We start from the raw sequence: 18,181 nt of genomic DNA on the forward strand, positions 1-18,181 counted from the left end.
GATGGGAGAGGGGAGTTGAACCCGTGCGCGTTTGCCGCGACGCTTGTTGCGTCCCTTAAGGGTCGTACCCCAAGGGGTACGACCCTGCGTGGCCGTGCGGGTTGGGCGACGCTCAGCCCAGGGTCGGCAGGCCCGTCAGGTATCCTACCGCCGCGCCATAGCGGTCGCGGTAATTGGCGCGGATCAGCGGGTCCAAGGTGGCCCGCACCTTGCCGTGCAGCGCCGCTTCCCAGTCCCCGGGATGCTGGAAGTTGCTCATGATGTAGGCGAAACCGTTGATGTCGTCCACCGCGTGCAACCCGGTCGACTCCGCCCCCGACGGCGCCGACAACAGGCGCGTCAAGGCCTTGGTGTCGACGTTGTACGCCCACAGGAAGTTGTTGACGTGCATGCCGCTGTCCTCGCCGATGAACAGCGTGCGCAGCTTTTCCGAGAACTTGATGTTGTCCGGGTTGGCGATCTTGTCCGGATGGGCCAGGTTGCCCAGCGCGTCGGCGGCCGGCAAATCCTCGCCCACCAGCATGGCGGCCATGTCGACCGGCACCCAGGCGCTGTCGATGGCGGCGCCGGTGTCGTCGACCTGGCCGGCCTTGAGGTTGAGCGCGTAGACGGCGCCGGCGTTCGGCCCCTTGACCGCGATGCCGCCCGAGCCGTTGGTCATCGCGGCCTGGATGTAGCTCATCGCGCTGTAGGCGACCTTGTCCTTGACGTTGACGGTGGTGCCCTCTAGCTTGGTGAAGCCCAGGCTGCCGCCCTTGTACGCGGCGTAGCGGTGGGTCTCGAGGAAGGCGGCGGCCTTGTCCATGTCCGGCGCGATCTTGATCCAGTTGGTCTCGCCGCCGTACGGGATTTTGGTGTAGCCGGCGTCGGCCGGGTCGCTGGTCTTGACGGTGAGGATGTCGGCCGCCTTGAGCCTGTCGGCCAGCGCCTTGATCTCGGCGCTGCTGGCCTGGCCCAGCTTGATCCACTTGAGGTCGGCCGAGCCGCCGTTGTCGGCGGTCTTCTGCAGCCACTTGGCGACGTACAGGGTGCCGCTCGACAGATCGCGCGCGCGGTCGGCGACAAACATGAACAGGCCGCCGTTGGTGGCGTCGTCGCCCATCAGGGCGGTGCGCTCGTCCGGCATGACCTGCACCAGCTCGTGCGAGATGCGGCCCATGCAGTAGTGCTTCTTGACGCTGCCGGTGCCGTCCGGGTTGACGGTGATCTCCGGCATGTGGCCGTAGTGGTAGGGGTTGGCCCTGGTGGCGTCGCCGTACAGGTTGGTGCTGAAGTTGGCGAACTTGGCGTTGCCGGCGATGGCGGCCGCGTCCGGTTCGTATTCCTCGCTCGACAGGTGGGTGTTCCACGGCGAGCGGCTGGCGCCGCAGGTGATCCACAGGCCGTGGACGCCGCTGGTGTCGACGTTGTGGTATTTCACCAGCGTCAGCGCGCCGGTGCTCTTGTCCTGGTCGAGGGTCAGCACGGCGATCGGCGACGGCAGCATGCCGTGCATCGCGGCGCCCTTGACGTCGCGGGTGGTGTATTCGAACTGGACGACGGCGAACACGGTGTGGCCCTTGACGCCGGCGACGGTCGGCGCGTCGAGCTTGAGCAGCGAGGTGCCGTCCGGGCAATCGGAGAAGAACTGGCGCCGCGCGGCGTCGCTCTTATCGAGGATGGGCTGGTTGTCGATGTCGTAGTAGCCGCCGGCCAGCACGGTGCCGCCGCTGCCGTCGGCGACCAGGGCGCCGGTGATGAAGAAGGGTTGGTAGGCCAGTTGGTAGGTTAGCGTCTTGCCGTCCGCGTAGGTGGCGCTGAGCGAGGAGGCGACCGTGGTGGTGGCCATTTGGGCCGGATCGGCCAGGGTGGGCGCTGCCATGCCGGTGAAGGTGACGGACATCAGCGTGGGCGCGCGCGCGGCCGTCCGGTTGCCGGCGCAGGCGGTCAGCACGGTGGCGGCCAGGCTGCCGGTGGCCAGCGGCAGCAGCGGCGCGCCGGCCAGCAGTTGCACCAGGCGGCGGCGGGACGGGTCGAGGGACTCGGTCATGATCAATCCTGTTTCTTATCGGTGGCCGTTCCATGCGCCGGCGGCGGCGCGGCGGCATGCGAGGCGGTGGCGTTGCCTCGACGGGCGGAATCTTAGCGGCCGCTTGTGACCGGGGCGTGACATGCAAGCGACCAGCTCCCGGGCCGCATGTAACCCCGGCAGCGGGCATTGGTAACAAATCGATTCAGCCCGGGCGGGGGCGCCGGAAAAGGGCTATATTATTTAGCAGGAAGCGAGTATGAAACCCGCCGTATGAAACCCGCCGTATGAAACATGTGAAGGAGTAGCACCATGCGCCTGATGACCAAACCCCTGCTGGCCGCCGCCCTGGCGCTGCTGGCCAGCGGCGCCGCGTGGGCGGACGTGAGCGTGACGTTCGTCAAGCCGGAGGAGTTCACCGACATGCCGCGCAGCCCGATCGAGCGCGAGCGCCTGCAGAAGGATTTCGCGCAGTATTTCGCCTCGCTCAACAAGCAATTGCCGGCCGGCCAGAACCTCAAGATCGAGGTGCTCGACATCGACCTGGCGGGGCAGCTGTGGCCGCGCCGCAGCGGTGGCGAGGACATCCGCATCATGAAGGGCGGCGCCGACTGGCCGCAGATGCACCTGCGCTACACGCTGGAGGAGAACGGGCAAGTCCTGCGCAGCGGCGACGAGCACCTGTCGAACATGATGTACCAGCAGCGCATGGGCCGCCATTCGGACAGCGACCCGCTGCGCTACGAGAAGCAGATGATCGACGAGTGGTTCGGCAAGACCATCGTGCCGAAGGTGGCCAGCCGCTGAGCGGCCGGGCGGCGGCCCGTCAGCCGGGCTGCGCGGCCTTGGGGAAGTGCGTCAGGAAGGCCTTCGGCATCGTCGCGACCTGGCCGCTCTGGAAGTTGAAGAACACGAAGCCGTACTTGGCCATGGCGATCAGCTTGCCGTCGGCCGGGCGCGTGACGCGGAAGATCAGGTCGCCGCCGTAGCGGTTGAAATCCATCACTCCCACCTCGAACAGCAGCAGGTCGCGCGCGTGCGCCTCGGCCCGGAAGATCGTCGCCAGGTCGGTGACGATGGTGCCCAGGCCGTCGGCGTCGATCTCCGGCGCGCCGTAGTGCGCCAGGAACAGCGCGCGCGCCTCGGACAGCATCGAGACCATCGAATCGTTGCCCAGATGGTTGGCGGCGTTGATGTCGGTGCTGCGCACCGTCATCCGGGTCTCGAAGTAATACTGGTCCTCGGGAAAGTCCAGGGTCAGGCGTGCCATGGCGCCCCTTTTACAGTTGTTCGCCGAGGAACACCAGCGTGTGGCCGTGCGCTTGGGCGGCGGCGCGCTGCTGGTAGCTGTCGCGGTGGTTGCAGTTGAAGCCGTGCTCGGCGCCCTCGTAGACGTGGATCTCGACCTGGTCGTTGCTGTCGAAGCGCTCGGCGATGCTTTTGACGGCGTCGGCCGGGATGTGGCTGTCGGCGCCGCCGAAGTGCATCAGCATCGGCGCGGTGATCTGGTCGGCGCGCTCGAGCGAATTCTGGATGCCGCCGCCGTAGTAGCACACGCCGGCGTCGACCAGGCCGTTGGCGAGGGTGTGGTAGGACAACTTGCCGCCGAAACAGAAGCCGAGCGAGGCGATTTTCTGGCCGGCGGCGGCGTCGTGCCCGCGCAGCACTTTGACGGTGGCGGCGATGTCGGCCTGGGCCTTGTCGACGTCGGTGGCGTTCATCAGCTCGACGGCGCGCTTCCAGCCGTCGCCGTCGTAGGCCAGTTCGATGTGGGCGCCCTCGCGCCAGAACAGGTCCGGCGCCAGCACCACGTAACCGTCGGCGGCGTACTGGTCGGCGACGTTGCGGATGTGCTGGTTGACGCCGAAGATTTCCTGGAGCAATACGATGCCCGGGCCCTTGCCCGAACGCGGCAGCGATAGATAGGCTTCAAACTTGCCGTCGGCGGTGTCGACGTCGATCCACTTCGAATTGGTTTCCATGGCGTTCCTTGTAGGGGCAGAAAGCGGCCATCGTACCTTGTTTCGCGCGCCTTTGCAGCGCGCGCGCCGGGTCGCGCTCAGTACACCTCGCGCCGGTAGATGACCGGGCCGGAGCGGTAGATGCCGAAGGTGAGGCGGCCCTGGCCGCTCGGCAGGTAGGGGATCAGCGTGCCCAAGGACACCTCGGCCGTGCCGATCGCGGTCGGCGCGGGGTTCGGCGGCGTCACCCGGAACGTGCCCTTGCCGTTGGCGAGGTCCAGCTGGGTGGGCGGGATGGCCACCCGCATCGAGGCGCACTGGGCGGCATTGAGGCCTTTTTCGCACTTGTTGAACGTGGCGGAGGTGGCGCCGAGCGGGGCGCTCACCTTCATCTGCGGATTGAACACATAGCCGACGCTGTCGTTCATGTAATACTCGGCGGTCGCGCCGACCGGCTGGGAGGCGTTCGGCGGCCCGTAGCTGTTGCCCAGCGCCAGGCGGCCGCTGACGACGGTGAGCTGCGTTTCCAGCGATGTCGTGCCCCGGTCGGAGGTGGCGCCCTCGCTGTCGGCCGCACGCAGGTAGACGGTGACGGGCACGACTTTGGCCGGGTAGGCCGCGCCCAGGACGAGTGTCGGCAGATTGGCCGGCACATTGCCCTGGGCGGCCGGGGTGGCCGGGATGCCCACGCCCCCGGTGAAGAGATAGAGCGGGGCGGTGGCGCCGCTCCAGACCACGGTGGGCGCCGCCGCCGCGCCGCCGGGGGCCGTCGCCGCCGACAGCGTGATCGGCCTGGCCGAGGCGCCGGTGTAGTTCATGGAGAGCGCGGCCGAAGGGCCGGGACCTTTGTAGGCCAGCACTTTGACGAAGAACGGTTGCCGGGAGTTGATGAAACTGCCCGTGGCGTCGGGGCAGGGGCGATTGCCGGGCGCCAGGTTGGCGCAGCTCATGACGCGGGCGTCGGCCCGGCTGGCCGGCAGCGCGTCGATCTCCGCCTTGGTCATCAGCACCGTGTCGAAGTGGTCGGGAATGAAGCGTTTGTTTTCCAGCTCGCCGGTGGTCTGGAAGCCGACGGTGGGGTTGTTCATGTAGTTGCCGGTCTCGCGTTCGAGCCGCGCGGCCAGCTTGACGGTGCCGGTCTCGTCGAAGGTGTAGGTGTCGGTGGCCACGCCGTTGACGATGGGCTTCACGGGATCGGACAGCTTGCCGATGCCGTTTGCCGGCTCGATCACGGTCGGCACGATCTTGATGTTCTCGGCCTTGATCTCCTTGCCGAAGTTGGTGGTGACATCGCCCTTGTCGTTGACCGCTTTGACCGTCAACGTGAACTGTTCGCCGGCCTTGGCGAACACGCCGGCGGCCAGTGCCGGCGCCGTGGCGACGCGCTCGGCGGAGAGCTTGAAGCGGGCCGGGGCGGCGGTGAAGGTGACGCTGTCGGGGCTGCTCGCGCCCAGGCCGGCGGCGCTGTACGCGGCCTTCAGGGTGACGGTGCCCACCTCGGCGTACTGCAGGTTGGCGACGGCGGCGCCGTTGGCGTCGAAGGCCAGCGGCACGCCGGCGCCGGCGCCGCCGCAGGCCACTTCGACCGTGTTGGCGGCGTTCTTGTCGCGCAGCCACAGCGGCACCTTGGCGGCGCTGGCGGCGGCCGGATTGGTGTACGTGCAACTGAAGTTGACGCTCACCGTCTGGCTGGCCACCAGCGGCACGCAGCTCTTGCCGCCGTTGGTCGATTTGAGCGCCTGCACGGACACGCTGGCGTTGGTCATGGCGACATGGTCGGGCGCCGATATGCTCAGGCCGTTGTCGCTGAACAGCATCTCGCACGAGGCCGTGCCGTTGGCGGTGTTGACGCAGGTGCTGGCGTTGGCGCCGCCGCTGGCCGACAGCATGGCCGTGCCGGCCGTGGTCTGGCGCACCGAGGCGGCGTTGTTGGTGCCGCCGCTGATGGTGAACACGCCGCCGCCGGGCTGCAAGGTGACCTGGGTGGCGCCGTTGTAATGGGGCGCGGCGCAGGCGGCGTTGGCGCAGGCGGTCAAGGTGACCGGCTCGGCCTGGCAGGTCAGGGCGCTGCCGCCGTGGCTGATCTGGATGTGGTGGGCCTGCGACGCGGGCGCCGCGCCGCAGCTCGGCTTGTAGTTGGGATCGGCCTTGGTGACGCAGCTGCAGCCGACGGCGCCGGGGCCGGTGCAGGTGATGGTCTTGCTCACCGTCGCGCCCCAGTCGAGGAAGATGGCGTTGACGGCGACGTTGCCGTTGAGGCTGTCGCCCGAGGCGTGGGTGGTGACGTTGCGCGCCGCCAGGTCGCCGTTGATGGTGGCGCCCGAGCCGATGTCGACGTCGCCCTTCATCGTGACGTTGCCGTTGACGACGACGTTGGACGAGGCGATCGTCAAGGTGGTGCCGGTGATGTTGCCGTTGACGGTGTTGCCGCTGCTGATGGTGAGCGAGGTGCTGGCGTTGATGTCGCCCTTGATGGTGACGTTGGAGGCGTTGAGCTCGACCTTGGGCGAGTCGATCTTGCCGGTGACGCTGCCGCCGCTGCCGACCACCAGCGAGGTGGTGGCGGTGATGTTGCCGGTGACGGCGGCGTTGGCGGCGCTGAGCTCGACCGTGGCGGCGTTGATGTCGCCGGCCAGCGTGCCGCCCGAGGCCAGCGTGAAGGCCGAGGCGACGATGTTGCCGGTGATGGTGGAGCCTGAGCCGGTGGTGACGGCGCCGCTGCGGCCGTTGTTGACGTTGGCGATGCCGGCGATGCCGCCCTTGATGGTGGTGTTCGAGCTCAGGCTGACGGTGCCGCTGGCGGCGATGCCGCCGTCGATCCGCAGGCTGGAGCCGGCCGTCACCGTCGCCGCCGTCAAGGTGCCGGTGATGGTGGTGCTCGAGCCGAGGTCGGCCTGGCCGCTGACGGTCACGTTGCCGTTGATGCGGGTCGACGGCCCGCCGGTGGCGATGGCCGCGGCGGCGACGTTGGCGCTGACGGTCTGGTCGTTCGAGCCGAGGCGGAAGGTGCCGCTGGCCGCCAGCGTGCCGCCGCCGACCTGCGTGTTATTGGTCTGCAGGCCGCGCAGATCGAGGTCGCCGCTGGCGCGCAGCACGGCGCTGCCGCTCATCTTGAGCACCTGGAACCAGGTGAAGGAGACCGGGCTGGAAACCGCCACCGTGTAGCCGCTGGCGATGGTGATGTCGTTCGCTTGCGACAGCGTGGGGCAGGTGTAGGTGTTGCCCGCGCGGGTGCAGCCGGCGACGTCGGCGCCGTTGAAGTTGTCCGTGGCGGCGCGCGCGGCGCCGGCCGCCAGCAACAGCAAGAGGGCCAGCAGCGGCGCCATGGCGGCGCCGGCGCCGGCGCGCCGGAGCGCGGGCGTCGTGAGTAAAACGACAAGTCTGAAGAAATTGAAAGTCATACGCCACCCGAACATGCCTGTCAGCATTATAGGGCGTTTCGGGTGTTGCTCTGTGGCATATATCAGACGCCGGCCACATTGGCCGGCGCGCCGCCGCCAGCGTGGTGGCTAGCGCTTGACCTTGCCGAAGGCGTCGCCGGCCTTCCAGGTCTGCATGGCCGGGGCGTTGGCCACCGCGTAGCCCAGGTTGAGCGTGAACTGGGCTTGTTGCACCATGCCCGATAAATCCCACTCGGGGCGGTACTCGTCGCTGACCTGGTGGTAATCCTTCTTGAAAGCGACCAGCTTGGCGCGCGACGGCTCGAGGTCCTTGACGAAGGTGAAGTGGCCGTCGCCGGAGAACACGGCCGAGCCGACGTTAAAGGCCGGCACGCCGGCCTTGGCGAAATTGAAATGGTCGGCGCGGAAGAAGGCGCCCGACAGGTCGGGGATGGCCGGCGCCAGCGTCAGGCCCATTTTTTTGGCGACCGCGCCGGCGGCCTCGTACAGGCTGCTGCGCTCGGCGCCGGCGACGCCGATGTCGCTGGTCTTGCCGACGAAGTTCATGCTGTCGAGGTTGAGGTCGGCCGTGGTCTTGTCGAGCGGCCAGGCCGGGTTTTGCACGTAGGCGGCGCTGCCCAGCAGGCCCTGTTCCTCGGCCGCCGGCCACAGGAAGATTTGCGTGCGCTTGGCCGGGTGCTTGACCGCTTCGGCGGCCATCACCAGCAGCGCGGCGGTGCCCGACGCGTTGTCGATGGCGCCGTTGTAGGTGTGGTCGGTCTTGTCGTCGCGGCGCACGCCCTCGTCGATGCCCAGGTGGTCCCAGTGGGCCGAATAGATCACCGCCTGTTCCTTCAGTTTGGCGTCGGTGCCCGGGACGATGCCGGCGACGTTGAACTGTTCGATCTGGCGCACGGCGCTGCGCACCTCGGCGTGGACCTTGATCTTCAGGTCGACCGGCGTGAAGTCGCGCCGTTCGGCCTTGGCGCGCAGCGCGTCCAGATCGAAGCCGGCGGCGGCGAACAGCGCGCGCGCCGTGTCCTCCTGCAGCCAGCCCTCGACCGGGTTGCCCTTGCCGGCCAGGTGGAAGCGCTCGTGGCCGAAGCCGTTGGCCGGCACGCTCCAAGGGTAGGAGGCCGACGGCGTGGTGTGGATCAGCAGCGCCCCGGCCGCGCCGCGCCGCACCGCCTCCTCGAACTTGTAGAGCCAGCGGCCGTAGTAGGTATAGGCCTTGCCGGCGAAGCGGTTGGGCTCCTCGGCGGTCGGTTGCGGGTCGTTGACCATCATGACGAGGATCTTGCCCTTCATGTCGACGCCCTTGTAGTCGTCCCAGTTTTCCTCCGGCGCGCTGGCGCCGTAGCCGACGAACACCAGCGGGGCGTCGACGGTGACGTCCTGTTTGCCGCTCATGGTGCCGAAGACGATCTCGGTGCCGGTCTTGGGCGTGATGGCCTTGCCGCCGGCGTCGAAGCGCACCAGGCTGCCGGGCAGCAGCTTGGTGCCCTCGATCTTGACGGACTGGCGGTAGCCGCCGCCGGCCAGCGGTTTGAGGCCGATGATGGCGGCCTGCGTCTCCAGGTAGCGCACCGTCAGGTCGCCGCCGCGCTGGCCGGTGCCGCGGCCTTCGAACAGGTCGTCGGCCAGGAAGGACAGGTGGGCGCGCAGCGGCGCCTCGGCGATGACGGGTTGCTGGACTTGAGCCAGGGCAGGCGCCTGGAAGGCGATACCGGCGGCGAGGGCTAACACTGTAAGACGCATATGGATTCCTAGGTTGTGGTTCTGATGCTGACGCGGGACATCTTACTGGATTTTCGACCGTTTGTAAGCGAGTGTAAGAGTCGGTAAGAGGTTGTAAGGGCGGTCAACTCATCCGTGTCGCGGCCCGTTTTCTGCTCATGCGACACGGGATGGTCCCGCTGCCCAAACCAGAAAAAGGAAACACATCATGACCAAAATTATCGCTTCCCTGATCGCCGGCCTGTTCGCCACCGCAGCATTCGCACAGGCGCCAGCCGCCGCTCCCGCCACGCCTGAGACCAAACCAGCCGTCGCCGCCGAAGCGAAGACCACGACCAAGACCGAAGTGAAGACCGAAGTCAAAACCGACAAGCACGGCGCCCACAAGGTCAAAACGGTCAAGGAAACCAAAGAATCCAAAGTCGCAGCCCCCGCCACCGAGACGGCTACGAAGGTTGAAACGAAAGAAGTGGCAGTGAAGAAGTAAAAAGAAGGGTCAGTTTTACTAAAATAATTTAAATAATTTATACCGTTTAAGAGGATTTATATCATGAAGAAAATTACCGCTACCCTGATCGCCACCCTGTTCGCCGGCGCCGCGTTCGCCCAGGCTCCTGCAACGCCGGCAACCCCGGCGACCCCGGCAGCGCCTGCAACGGCAACCACCGCCACGCCGGCCGCGCCAGCGGCACCGCACGAGCACACCGCTGCGAAGAAAACGCATCACAAGAAGGCCAAGGCTGAAAAAGCGGCCAAGCCGGCGCCTGCGGAACCAGCAACCCCGGCGACGCCAGCGACTCCGGCAACGCCAGCCAAGTAATCAAGCCGTAGGCACCATCAGCTAGCGCATGACGTGCCGCCCCGGACCTTAGGCCTGGGCGGCGCAAGAAAAAAGAGAGACGGGATACGCCCCGGCTCTCTTTTTTTGTGGGGTTACGTTATCATTCGCGGCTCAATTCTTCCAACAGGGCGCGGTGGAACGCGGCCGGGTCTTCCATTTGCGGCGCGTGGCCCATGCCCTTGAATTCCACCAGGTGGCCATCCGGGATCTGCTTGGCCACCTGCTTGCCCAACACCTCGTACTTGCCGATTTTGGCCTTGACGGCCGGCGGCGCGATGTCGCTGCCGATGGCGGTGGTGTCTGCGTCGCCGATGATCAGCGATGTCGGCACCTTCAGCAGCGGGAATTCGTAGACCACCGGCTGCGTGTAGATCATGTCGTAGATCAGCGCCGAGTTCCACGCCACGATCTTCTTGCCCGGTCCCGCGTTCATTCCGGCCAGCATATCGACCCAGCGCTCGTACTCCGGCTTCCAGCGGCCGACGTAGTAGGTCGATTTCTCGTAGGCGCGCACGCTGTCGGCGGTCATCTTCAATTCGCGCTCGTACCATTGGTCCACGCTGCGCGCGGGCACGCCCAGCGCCTTCCAGTCTTCCAGCCCGATCGGGTTGACCATCACCAGCCGCGACACCGCCTCCGGATACATCAGCGCATAGCGCGTGGCCAGCATGCCGCCGGTCGAGTGGCCGATGATGGCGGCCTGTTTTACGCCGATGCTCTTTAACAGCGCCCCGGTGTTGGCGGCCAGCTGCTGGAAGGTGTATTGGTAGTGTTCCGGCTTGGTCGAGGCGCAGAATCCGATCTGGTCGGGCGCCACCACGCGGTAGCCGGCCGCGCTCAGGGCGGTGATGGTCTGTTCCCAGGTGGCGCCGCAGAAGTTCTTGCCGTGCATGAGGACCGCCGTCTTGCCGTTGGCGTTGGCGGTGGGCGCGACGTCCATGTAAGCCATTTGCAGGTTTTGGCCTTGCGAAGTGAAAGCGAAATACCGCAGCTTGTGCGGATAGGCGAAGCCTTCGAGCTGGGGACCGTAGGTGGCGGCGAGGGCGGGGGCGCTGGCCGCGACGGCGGCGGCGAGGACTGCGGAGCGGATGGGCATTGTGAAAGTCTCCAGGGCATGGGGCGTCGCTGAGTTTAACCCGCACCCCATGGCGGAGCGGCGGGCGTGTCGGCAAACGCTGCGGGGTTGGGCTTAAATCAACCTTAAATACGCCGATTTCACGCAAAAAAAGGCTGAAACCGGCGAGACAGAGTAAACTACGCCCAAATTTCTTTCGCAATTAGGCGATTCGAACATACTTTGTGAGTGACGCCATGTCTGACACCCCCACCTCCTCCATCACCCTTTTCACCGATCTGAATCTGAGCGCGCCGCTGATCAAGGCCCTCAAGGACGTCGGCTACGAGTCGCCATCGCCGATCCAGGCCGCCACCATCCCGCTGCTGCTCGATAACCTCGACGTGCTGGGCCAGGCGCAGACCGGCACCGGCAAAACCGCCGCCTTCGCGCTGCCGATCCTGTCGCGCATCGACATCAAGCAAACCACGCCGCAGGCGCTGGTGCTGGCGCCGACCCGCGAGCTGGCGATCCAGGTGGCCGAGGCCTTCCAGACCTACGCCGCGCACATCCCCGGCTTCCACGTGCTGCCGATCTACGGCGGCCAAAGCTACGGCCCGCAGCTGTCGGCGCTGCGCCGCGGCGTGCACGTCGTCGTCGGCACGCCGGGCCGCGTCATCGACCACCTGGACAAGGGTTCGCTCGACCTGTCCAAGCTGAAAACGCTGGTGCTCGACGAGGCCGACGAGATGCTGCGCATGGGCTTTATCGACGACGTCGAGCGCATCCTGCAGGAGACGCCCGACAGCCGCCAGACCGCGCTGTTCTCGGCGACGATGCCGTCGGCGATCCGCCGCATCGCCAACACCTATCTGCGCAGCCCCAAGGAAATCACCGTCGCCGCCAAGACCGGCACCGCCGAGAACATCCGCCAGCGCTACTGGCTGGTGTCGGGCATGCACAAGCTCGACGCGCTGACCCGCATCCTGGAAGCCGAGAACTTCGACGGCATGATCATCTTCTCGCGCACCAAGCTCGGTACCGAGGAACTGGCCAGCAAGCTGCAGGCGCGCGGCTTCTCGGCCGCCGCCATCAACGGCGACATCCAGCAGGCGCAGCGCGAGCGCACCATCCAGCAGCTCAAGGACGGCAAGATCGACATCCTGGTGGCCACCGACGTCGCCGCGCGCGGCCTGGACGTCGAGCGCATCAGCCACGTGGTCAACTACGACGTGCCGCACGATCCGGAAAGCTATACCCACCGCATCGGCCGCACCGGCCGCGCCGGCCGCAGCGGCGAGGCGATCCTGTTCATCACGCCGCGCGAGAAGAACCTGCTCAAATCGATCGAGCGCGCCACCCGCCAGCCGATCGGCATGCTCGAGCTGCCGACCATCCAGGCGGTCAACGACGTGCGCATCGCCAAATTCAAGTCGCAGATCAGCGAGACGCTGGCCCAGGGCGAGCTGGAACAGTTCCAGTCGCTGATCGAGGACTTCGAGCGCGAACAGAACATCCCGGCGATCGAGATCGCCGCCGCGCTGGCCAAGATGGCGCGCGGCGACGTGCCGCTGCTGCTCGATAAGAAGCAGCAGACCGCCGCCGCCACCTGGGACGAGCGGCCGGGCCGCCAGGTCGGCTTCGAGCGCCATGAGCGTGGCGACCGCGCCGACCGTGGCGACCGATTCGAGCGCGGCGACCGCGCCGAGCGTCCGGACCGCGCCGACCGATTCCCGAAAAAGGAGCGCGTCGTGCGCGCCGCCGATCCGGGCATGCAGACCTTCCGCATCGAAGTCGGCTACCAGCACGGCGTCAAGCCGGGCAACATCGTCGGCGCCATCGCCAACGAGGGCGGCATCGACTCCAAACACATCGGCCGCATCGAGATCTACGACGACTACAGCGTGCTCGATATGCCCGACAACTTGACCGGCGACGTGCTCGATCACCTGGCCGGCATCAAGGTGGCCGGCCAGCAGCTGCGCATCAGCCGCGACGGCGACGGCGCGCCGGCGGCGTCGGCCCCGGCTGCGGCCCGTCCGGCGCCGGCCAAAGCCGCCGCCCCGGCCAGGGCGCCGGCCGCCGACAAGCCGGCCGACAAGCCTGCCCCTTCGCCGCTGGCGCGCGCCGCCCGCGTCGACGCCGCCGAACTGGACGACGCCGCGCCGAAGAAGAAAAAGGAAAAGCCGGGCAAGGTCACGCTGCCGATGAGCGCCTTCCGTATCGAAGTGGGCAGCAACAACGCCGCCACCCCGTCCAACATCGTCGGCGCCATCGCCAACGAGGCCGGACTGGAGGCCAAGCACATCGGCCGCATCGAGATCTTCGACACCTACAGCATGGTCGAGTTGCCTGACGGCATGCCCGACGAGCTGTTCAAGCACCTGGGCAAGGTGTGGGTCGGCGGCGCGCAGCTGAAAATCAGTCATGCCGACCGCATGCCGCCGGAGTCGGGCAAGTCGACGCCGCCTAAGAAAAAGCCTGTCGGCAAGAAGTACTAACCGGGACGCGGGTGCCACACCCGCCGCCATCGCATCGACAACGGGGCCGCAAGGCCCCGTTTTTCGTTCGAGGCGCCGCTTCTTGTTGTTGCACAGACAAGGTGCGCCCATCTGTTGCGTTGCACCAAAACAAAGCTTGATCCGCCGCAAACACCACGCCCGTTAAACCCCGCATGAATCACTCTCATAGGAGAAGCTGCTTTCCGGCAAGGCTGGCCCGCTTATTGCATATGTGATAGCACATCCCTATAAAAGGCGCGCATGCCGAGGCGCCTCAACCTGGAGACAAGTCGTTTAGATCGGAGCATTGAGATGACATCATTCAGGAAGCTGTGGAACATCTTTGTCGATTCGCTCAAGCCGCAAATGCTGCGCGAGCATAATCAGGCCGGTCCGTACGCGATCATCGTCGACACCCGGCCATTCACCGTCAAGGGGCGCTAATGCTACTGCGGAACGACCTGCTGCACTATACGCATCCGTCTCCGCGCACCGTCCGCATCTTGTGGATCGCTCCCGAGCAGAGCCACGCCTATGTCTTCGACGTGGCGGCCCGCTCGGCCGATGTAGAACTCGTCCAACTGTCGGTGCTGCACGCCGACATCCGGGCCGGCCGCGCCAGCGTGCTGCCGGCCGACCCCTATCTGATGGTCGTCAGCCAGGACCTGCTGCCGCCCAAGCACCTGCAACTGCGGGCGCGCGCCTGGGAGATCATCGAGCCGCTGGTGGCGCTCGAACCGGGCATCTACGAGGCCCGCCAGCGCGGCCAGCTGATCGCCCGCGCCACCGGCGCCCACGGCGTCTCCCACCCGACCATCTACCGCTACCTGCGCCGCTACTGGCAGCGCGGCCAGACCCCCAACGCGCTGCTGCCGGACTACTGCAACTCGGGCGGCAAGGGCAAGGTGCGCCAGGCCTCGGCCGGCGTCAAGCGCGGACGCCCGCGCAAGAACGGCGCCGACGCCGGCCCGGGCCTGAACGCCGACGAGGAGATCCGCCGCACCTTCCGCGTCGCCATCGCGCGCTACGCCGCCGGCCACGCCAAATTCTCGCGCCTGGGCGCCTACGAGCAGATGCTCGACGAGTTCTTCGTCGAGCGCCGCATCGACGAAGCGTCGGGCCGCGTGCTGACCACGCCGGCCGGCCGCAGCGCCGTGCTGCCGACCTTCGGCCAGTTCAACTACTGGCTCGACCACGACGACGACCGTCCGCCCGAGGTGGCGCGCCGCGGTGACGGCGCGGCCGCGCCGTGGCAACCGGCGCAGGCGCCGACCGGCCAGCCGGCGCCGCAGGCGCTGCCGCCGGGCCGTCCCGGCGCCGGCTTTTACCTCGACGCCGTCTGCGCCGAGGTGTTGCTGGTGTCGCGCGCCGACCGCCGCCAATCGATCGGCCGCCCGCGCATCTATCTGGTCGTCGATTCGTTCAGCCGCCTGATCACCGGCGTCTACATCGGCCTGGGAACGGCCAGCTGGCCGCAGGCGATGCTGGCGCTGGCCAATTGCGGCGCCGACAAGCAGCGCTACAGCCAGCAGTTCGGCCGCCGCATCGAGGCGGCGCAGTGGCCGTGCCGCCACCTGCCCGAAACCCTGTTCGTCAACGCCGCGCTGACGGCCGGCCGCGATGGCGGCATGGACCCGGCCTTGCTCAACAACTTCAACCTGCGCTGCGTCGCCGTCGACGACGGCCCGGGCGACTGGAAGGCGGTGCTGGAAAAGCGTTTCCGCCTGTTGGCGCCGAACGAAGAGGGCGCGCCGTGCCGGCTCGACGGCGTGCTCGATCTGGAGCAGTTCACCCGCATCGTCGTCGACTGCATCCTCTATTACAACAACCGCCACCCGCTGCGCCACGCCGGCAACGCCACCCCGCGCCAGTTGTGGGACTGGGGCGTGGCCCATCGCGGCGGCAGCCTGAAAACCTATCCCGAACACCTGATCCGCTGCAGCCTGATGCCGGTGGCGTCGGCGCAGGTCGGCGCCGACGGCATCCGCCTGTTCGAAAGTACTTACACCTGCGCGCGCGCCATCAACGAACGCTGGTTCGACCGCGCGCGCCTGCGTGGACACTGGAGCGTCAAGGTCGCCTACGACCCGTCCAACCTGGACATGATCTACCTGCTCGACCCGGCCGCGCCGATGCAGTTCCACGCCTGCCACCTGGACGACGCCTGCGCCGTCCAGCGCCACCTGTCGGCCGAGGAAATCGCCCGCCTGCCGCGCGAGGCGGCGCCGGCATCGCCGGTACGCGGCGGCGCGCCCGCCATGGTCAGCTTCGCGGGCTGATTTTCCGCGCAGTCCCCGGCGGCGCGGTCCAGCGTCGTGCATCCTCCAATTTCCCGTTTCGGTGCCTGCCACTTGCTGGTGCGCGGCGCCGCCGCGCACCGCCGGCGGCCCGCCTCGTGCCCGCGCGGACGCCGCGCCGCGCCGCGAATAAAGTGCGTTCCGCGCAAATAAAGTTTGTCGCCGGCAGCTCTCGCCGGGGTGTCCGCGCAGCGCCGCCGGCACCCATGTAAAAACATTGTTCGATGGCGCGAGCCCTTGTGCCGCAAGGGTTTCTTGCGTCATGAAGCATGTTTGTTTTGGTTGCCCAGCGTGGCACGCACCTTGCTAGATTGGAACTATGGGTAAGCAAGCCACCCAAGTTATTTCAGGCAGACTGGTGAGGAAACCGATGGATAGCAAAACAGTAAAACCGTTTAAACCGTTTAGTTCGTTTACCCGCAGGGACTTTCTGTACCGGGCCGCCGCCGTCGGCGGCACCGGATTGCTGTTAAATACCATGAACGCCTGGGGCATGGGCATCGGTTCGACGGCCTCCGCGCCGCCCGCGCTGAGCGGCAGCGGCAAGGGCAAGAAGGTGGTGATCCTCGGCGCCGGCCTGGCCGGACTGACCGCCGCCTTCGAACTGGGCAAGCTTGGTTACCAGTGCCAGATCCTCGAGGCGCGCGCCTTCGCCGGCGGCCGTTGCCAGACCGCCCGCAAGGGCTTCAGCCTGACCGAGTTGGGCGGCGATAAACAGACCTGCGCCTTCGACGAGGGCCAGTACATCAACCACGGCCCTTGGCGCATTCCGCTGCACCACCAGTCGACCCTGCACTACACGCGCCTGTTCGAGGTGCCGCTGGAGGTGATGGTCAACGAGAACGACCACTCCTATGTGTACTCCGAAAACGCCGGTCCCTTCGCCGGCAAGCGCCTGCGCATCAAGGAGATCAAGGCCGACATGCGCGGCCACGTCGACGAGATGCTGGCCAAGTCGATCAAGAACAACCAGCTCGACGCCGAGCTGACGGCCGACGACAAGCGCCTGCTGCTCGACTACCTTGCGCACGAGGGCCAGCTGGCCGGCGCCGACCTGAAATACAAGGGCCGCACCGGCCGCGGTTTCGCCGTCTATCCGGGCGCCGGCATGGAGCCGGGACCGGGCAAGCAGTCCGACCCGCTGGGGTTCAAGGACCTGCTGGCGTCCAAGCTGGGCAACGTCTACAGCGCCGTGCAGGACTTCCCGATGCAGGCGACCATGTTCCAGCCGGTCGGCGGCATGGACGCGATCCCGAAGGCGTTCGAAAAACGCGTCGGCAAGACGATACGCTACCGCGCCGAGGTGCAGACCATCCGCCAGAACGACAAGGGCGTCACCATCACCTTCAAGGACACGGCCACCGGTAAGGCCTCCAGCGTGACGGCCGACTACTGCCTGTGCACCATCCCGCTGTCGGTGCTGCGCCAGATCGACACCGATTTCTCCGACGGCTTCAAGAAGGCCGTCGCCACGGTGGCCTACGCGCCGGTCGGCAAGATCGGCCTGCAGATGAAGCGCCGCTTCTGGGAAGAGGATGACAACATCTACGGCGGCCACGTGCTCACCGACCTCAAAGGCATCAACACCATCTCGATGCCGTCGTACGGCTGGCAGAAGAAGAAGGGCGTGCTGCTCGGCTACTACCAGTACCAGACGGCCGCCATCGAGGTCAGCGCGCTGACGCCGACCGAGCGCGCCGAATTCGCCGTCGCCGCCGGCCAGAAGATCTTCCCGCAGTACCGCGACGAATACGAGAACGCGTTCTCGGTGGCGTGGCACCGCGTGCAGTACAACCTGGGCGGCTGGGCCGAGTGGACCGAGAAGACCCGCGCCGCCGCCTATCCGACCCTGCTCGAAGGGGAGGGCAGGATCATGCTCGCCGGCGAGCACCTGAGCTACCTGACCGGCTGGCAGGCCGGCGCCATCGAATCGGCCTGGCAGCAGATCGCCAAGATCCACGCGAGGGCCAGCGCATGAGGGACACGTTATTGAAGGCCGCGATGGTGATCGTGGCGGGCTTCGCGGCCGCCGCCAGCGCGCCGTCGCGGGCGCAAACCACCGCGCCGGACGGCAAGGCGCTGTTCCTGAAAAACTGCGCGGCCTGCCACCAGGCCAACGGCAAGGGCATACCGGGCGCGTTCCCGGCGCTGGCCGGCAACAAGTTCGTCACCGGCGACCGCACCGAGGTGGCCACGGTGCTGCTCAAGGGGCGCGGCGGCATGCCCGACTTCAGCGAGAACATCAGCGACGCCGACATGGCCGCCATCCTGACCTATGTGCGCGCCAGCTGGGGCAACAAGGCCGACGCGCTGACCGAGGCCGAGGTGCTCAAGCTGCGCGATGCGCTGGGCGTGGCCCATTTCGGCGCCGCCGAAATGTCGAACAAACACTGATTACAACC

The 18,181-nt window shown here is 67.1% G+C and carries 14 protein-coding genes; 8 read left to right on the forward strand and 6 right to left on the reverse strand.

Annotated features, from left to right (window positions below):
* Window positions 1–112: 112 nt before the first annotated feature.
* Window positions 113–2,029, reverse strand: coding sequence for a PhoX family protein (locus tag MRBLMU1_RS32020; protein WP_363510611.1), 1,917 nt, complete (start codon window positions 2,027–2,029; stop codon window positions 113–115).
* Window positions 2,030–2,320: 291 nt separating this feature from the next.
* On the opposite strand from MRBLMU1_RS32020, the gene MRBLMU1_RS32025 reads away from it, so the two are divergent.
* Complete coding sequence (locus tag MRBLMU1_RS32025; RefSeq protein ID WP_363510614.1) at window positions 2,321–2,815, forward strand: DUF3016 domain-containing protein; 495 nt, start codon at window positions 2,321–2,323, stop codon at window positions 2,813–2,815.
* A gap of 19 nt (window positions 2,816–2,834) precedes the next feature.
* Here MRBLMU1_RS32025 and MRBLMU1_RS32030 read toward each other — a convergent pair whose 3' ends face one another.
* The 4 genes from MRBLMU1_RS32030 to MRBLMU1_RS32045 all read right to left on the reverse strand — a co-directional run bounded on the left by MRBLMU1_RS32030 (window position 2,835) and on the right by MRBLMU1_RS32045 (window position 9,107).
* Window positions 2,835–3,278: a thioesterase family protein gene (locus MRBLMU1_RS32030; RefSeq protein ID WP_363510617.1), complete on the reverse strand. Its 444-nt coding sequence runs from the start codon at window positions 3,276–3,278 to the stop codon at window positions 2,835–2,837.
* A 10-nt stretch (window positions 3,279–3,288) separates the two neighbouring features.
* Window positions 3,289–3,990, reverse strand: a complete 702-nt coding sequence (locus MRBLMU1_RS32035) for a dienelactone hydrolase family protein (RefSeq protein ID WP_363510620.1) — start codon at window positions 3,988–3,990, stop codon at window positions 3,289–3,291.
* A gap of 77 nt (window positions 3,991–4,067) precedes the next feature.
* A complete protein-coding gene (locus MRBLMU1_RS32040) occupies window positions 4,068–7,370 on the reverse strand; it encodes a DUF6701 domain-containing protein (RefSeq protein ID WP_363510623.1) in 3,303 nt (1,100 codons plus the stop codon).
* A gap of 108 nt (window positions 7,371–7,478) precedes the next feature.
* Window positions 7,479–9,107 (reverse strand): M28 family peptidase, encoded by a 1,629-nt coding sequence (locus MRBLMU1_RS32045; RefSeq protein ID WP_363510626.1) that lies wholly within the window; start codon window positions 9,105–9,107, stop codon window positions 7,479–7,481.
* Window positions 9,108–9,294: 187 nt separating this feature from the next.
* Between MRBLMU1_RS32045 and MRBLMU1_RS32050 the strand changes: the two genes are divergently transcribed.
* The gene (locus tag MRBLMU1_RS32050) at window positions 9,295–9,573 is read left to right on the forward strand and encodes a hypothetical protein (protein ID WP_363510628.1); all 279 of its coding nucleotides are present in this window, start codon (window positions 9,295–9,297) and stop codon (window positions 9,571–9,573) included.
* 63 nt (window positions 9,574–9,636) lie between these two features.
* Entirely contained in the window at window positions 9,637–9,906 is a 270-nt protein-coding gene (locus MRBLMU1_RS32055) for a hypothetical protein (protein WP_363510631.1), read from the forward strand.
* A gap of 121 nt (window positions 9,907–10,027) precedes the next feature.
* Here the strand turns inward: MRBLMU1_RS32055 and MRBLMU1_RS32060 are convergent, their stop codons facing one another.
* Entirely contained in the window at window positions 10,028–11,023 is a 996-nt protein-coding gene (locus MRBLMU1_RS32060) for an alpha/beta fold hydrolase (RefSeq protein WP_363510634.1), read from the reverse strand.
* Between the two features lie 215 nt (window positions 11,024–11,238).
* On the opposite strand from MRBLMU1_RS32060, the gene MRBLMU1_RS32065 reads away from it, so the two are divergent.
* From MRBLMU1_RS32065 to MRBLMU1_RS32085, 5 genes are all read left to right on the forward strand, one after another.
* Window positions 11,239–13,482: a DEAD/DEAH box helicase gene (locus MRBLMU1_RS32065; RefSeq protein WP_363510637.1), complete on the forward strand. Its 2,244-nt coding sequence runs from the start codon at window positions 11,239–11,241 to the stop codon at window positions 13,480–13,482.
* 312 nt (window positions 13,483–13,794) lie between these two features.
* The gene (locus tag MRBLMU1_RS32070) at window positions 13,795–13,926 is read left to right on the forward strand and encodes a hypothetical protein (RefSeq protein ID WP_363510640.1); all 132 of its coding nucleotides are present in this window, start codon (window positions 13,795–13,797) and stop codon (window positions 13,924–13,926) included.
* Window positions 13,926–15,761, forward strand: a complete 1,836-nt coding sequence (locus MRBLMU1_RS32075; protein ID WP_363510643.1) for a Mu transposase C-terminal domain-containing protein — start codon at window positions 13,926–13,928, stop codon at window positions 15,759–15,761. The genes MRBLMU1_RS32070 and MRBLMU1_RS32075 overlap by 1 nt, the downstream gene beginning before the upstream one ends.
* Before the next feature lie 388 nt (window positions 15,762–16,149).
* On the forward strand, window positions 16,150–17,757 hold the full coding sequence (locus tag MRBLMU1_RS32080) for a flavin monoamine oxidase family protein (RefSeq protein ID WP_363510646.1): 1,608 nt from the start codon (window positions 16,150–16,152) through the stop codon (window positions 17,755–17,757).
* Window positions 17,754–18,173, forward strand: coding sequence for a c-type cytochrome (locus MRBLMU1_RS32085; RefSeq protein WP_363510649.1), 420 nt, complete (start codon window positions 17,754–17,756; stop codon window positions 18,171–18,173). The genes MRBLMU1_RS32080 and MRBLMU1_RS32085 overlap by 4 nt, the downstream gene beginning before the upstream one ends.
* Window positions 18,174–18,181 lie beyond the last annotated feature (8 nt).

Source organism: Burkholderia sp. LMU1-1-1.1, assembly GCF_040675865.1.
In the GTDB taxonomy this organism is placed as follows: Bacteria; Pseudomonadota; Gammaproteobacteria; order Burkholderiales; family Burkholderiaceae_D; genus Rugamonas.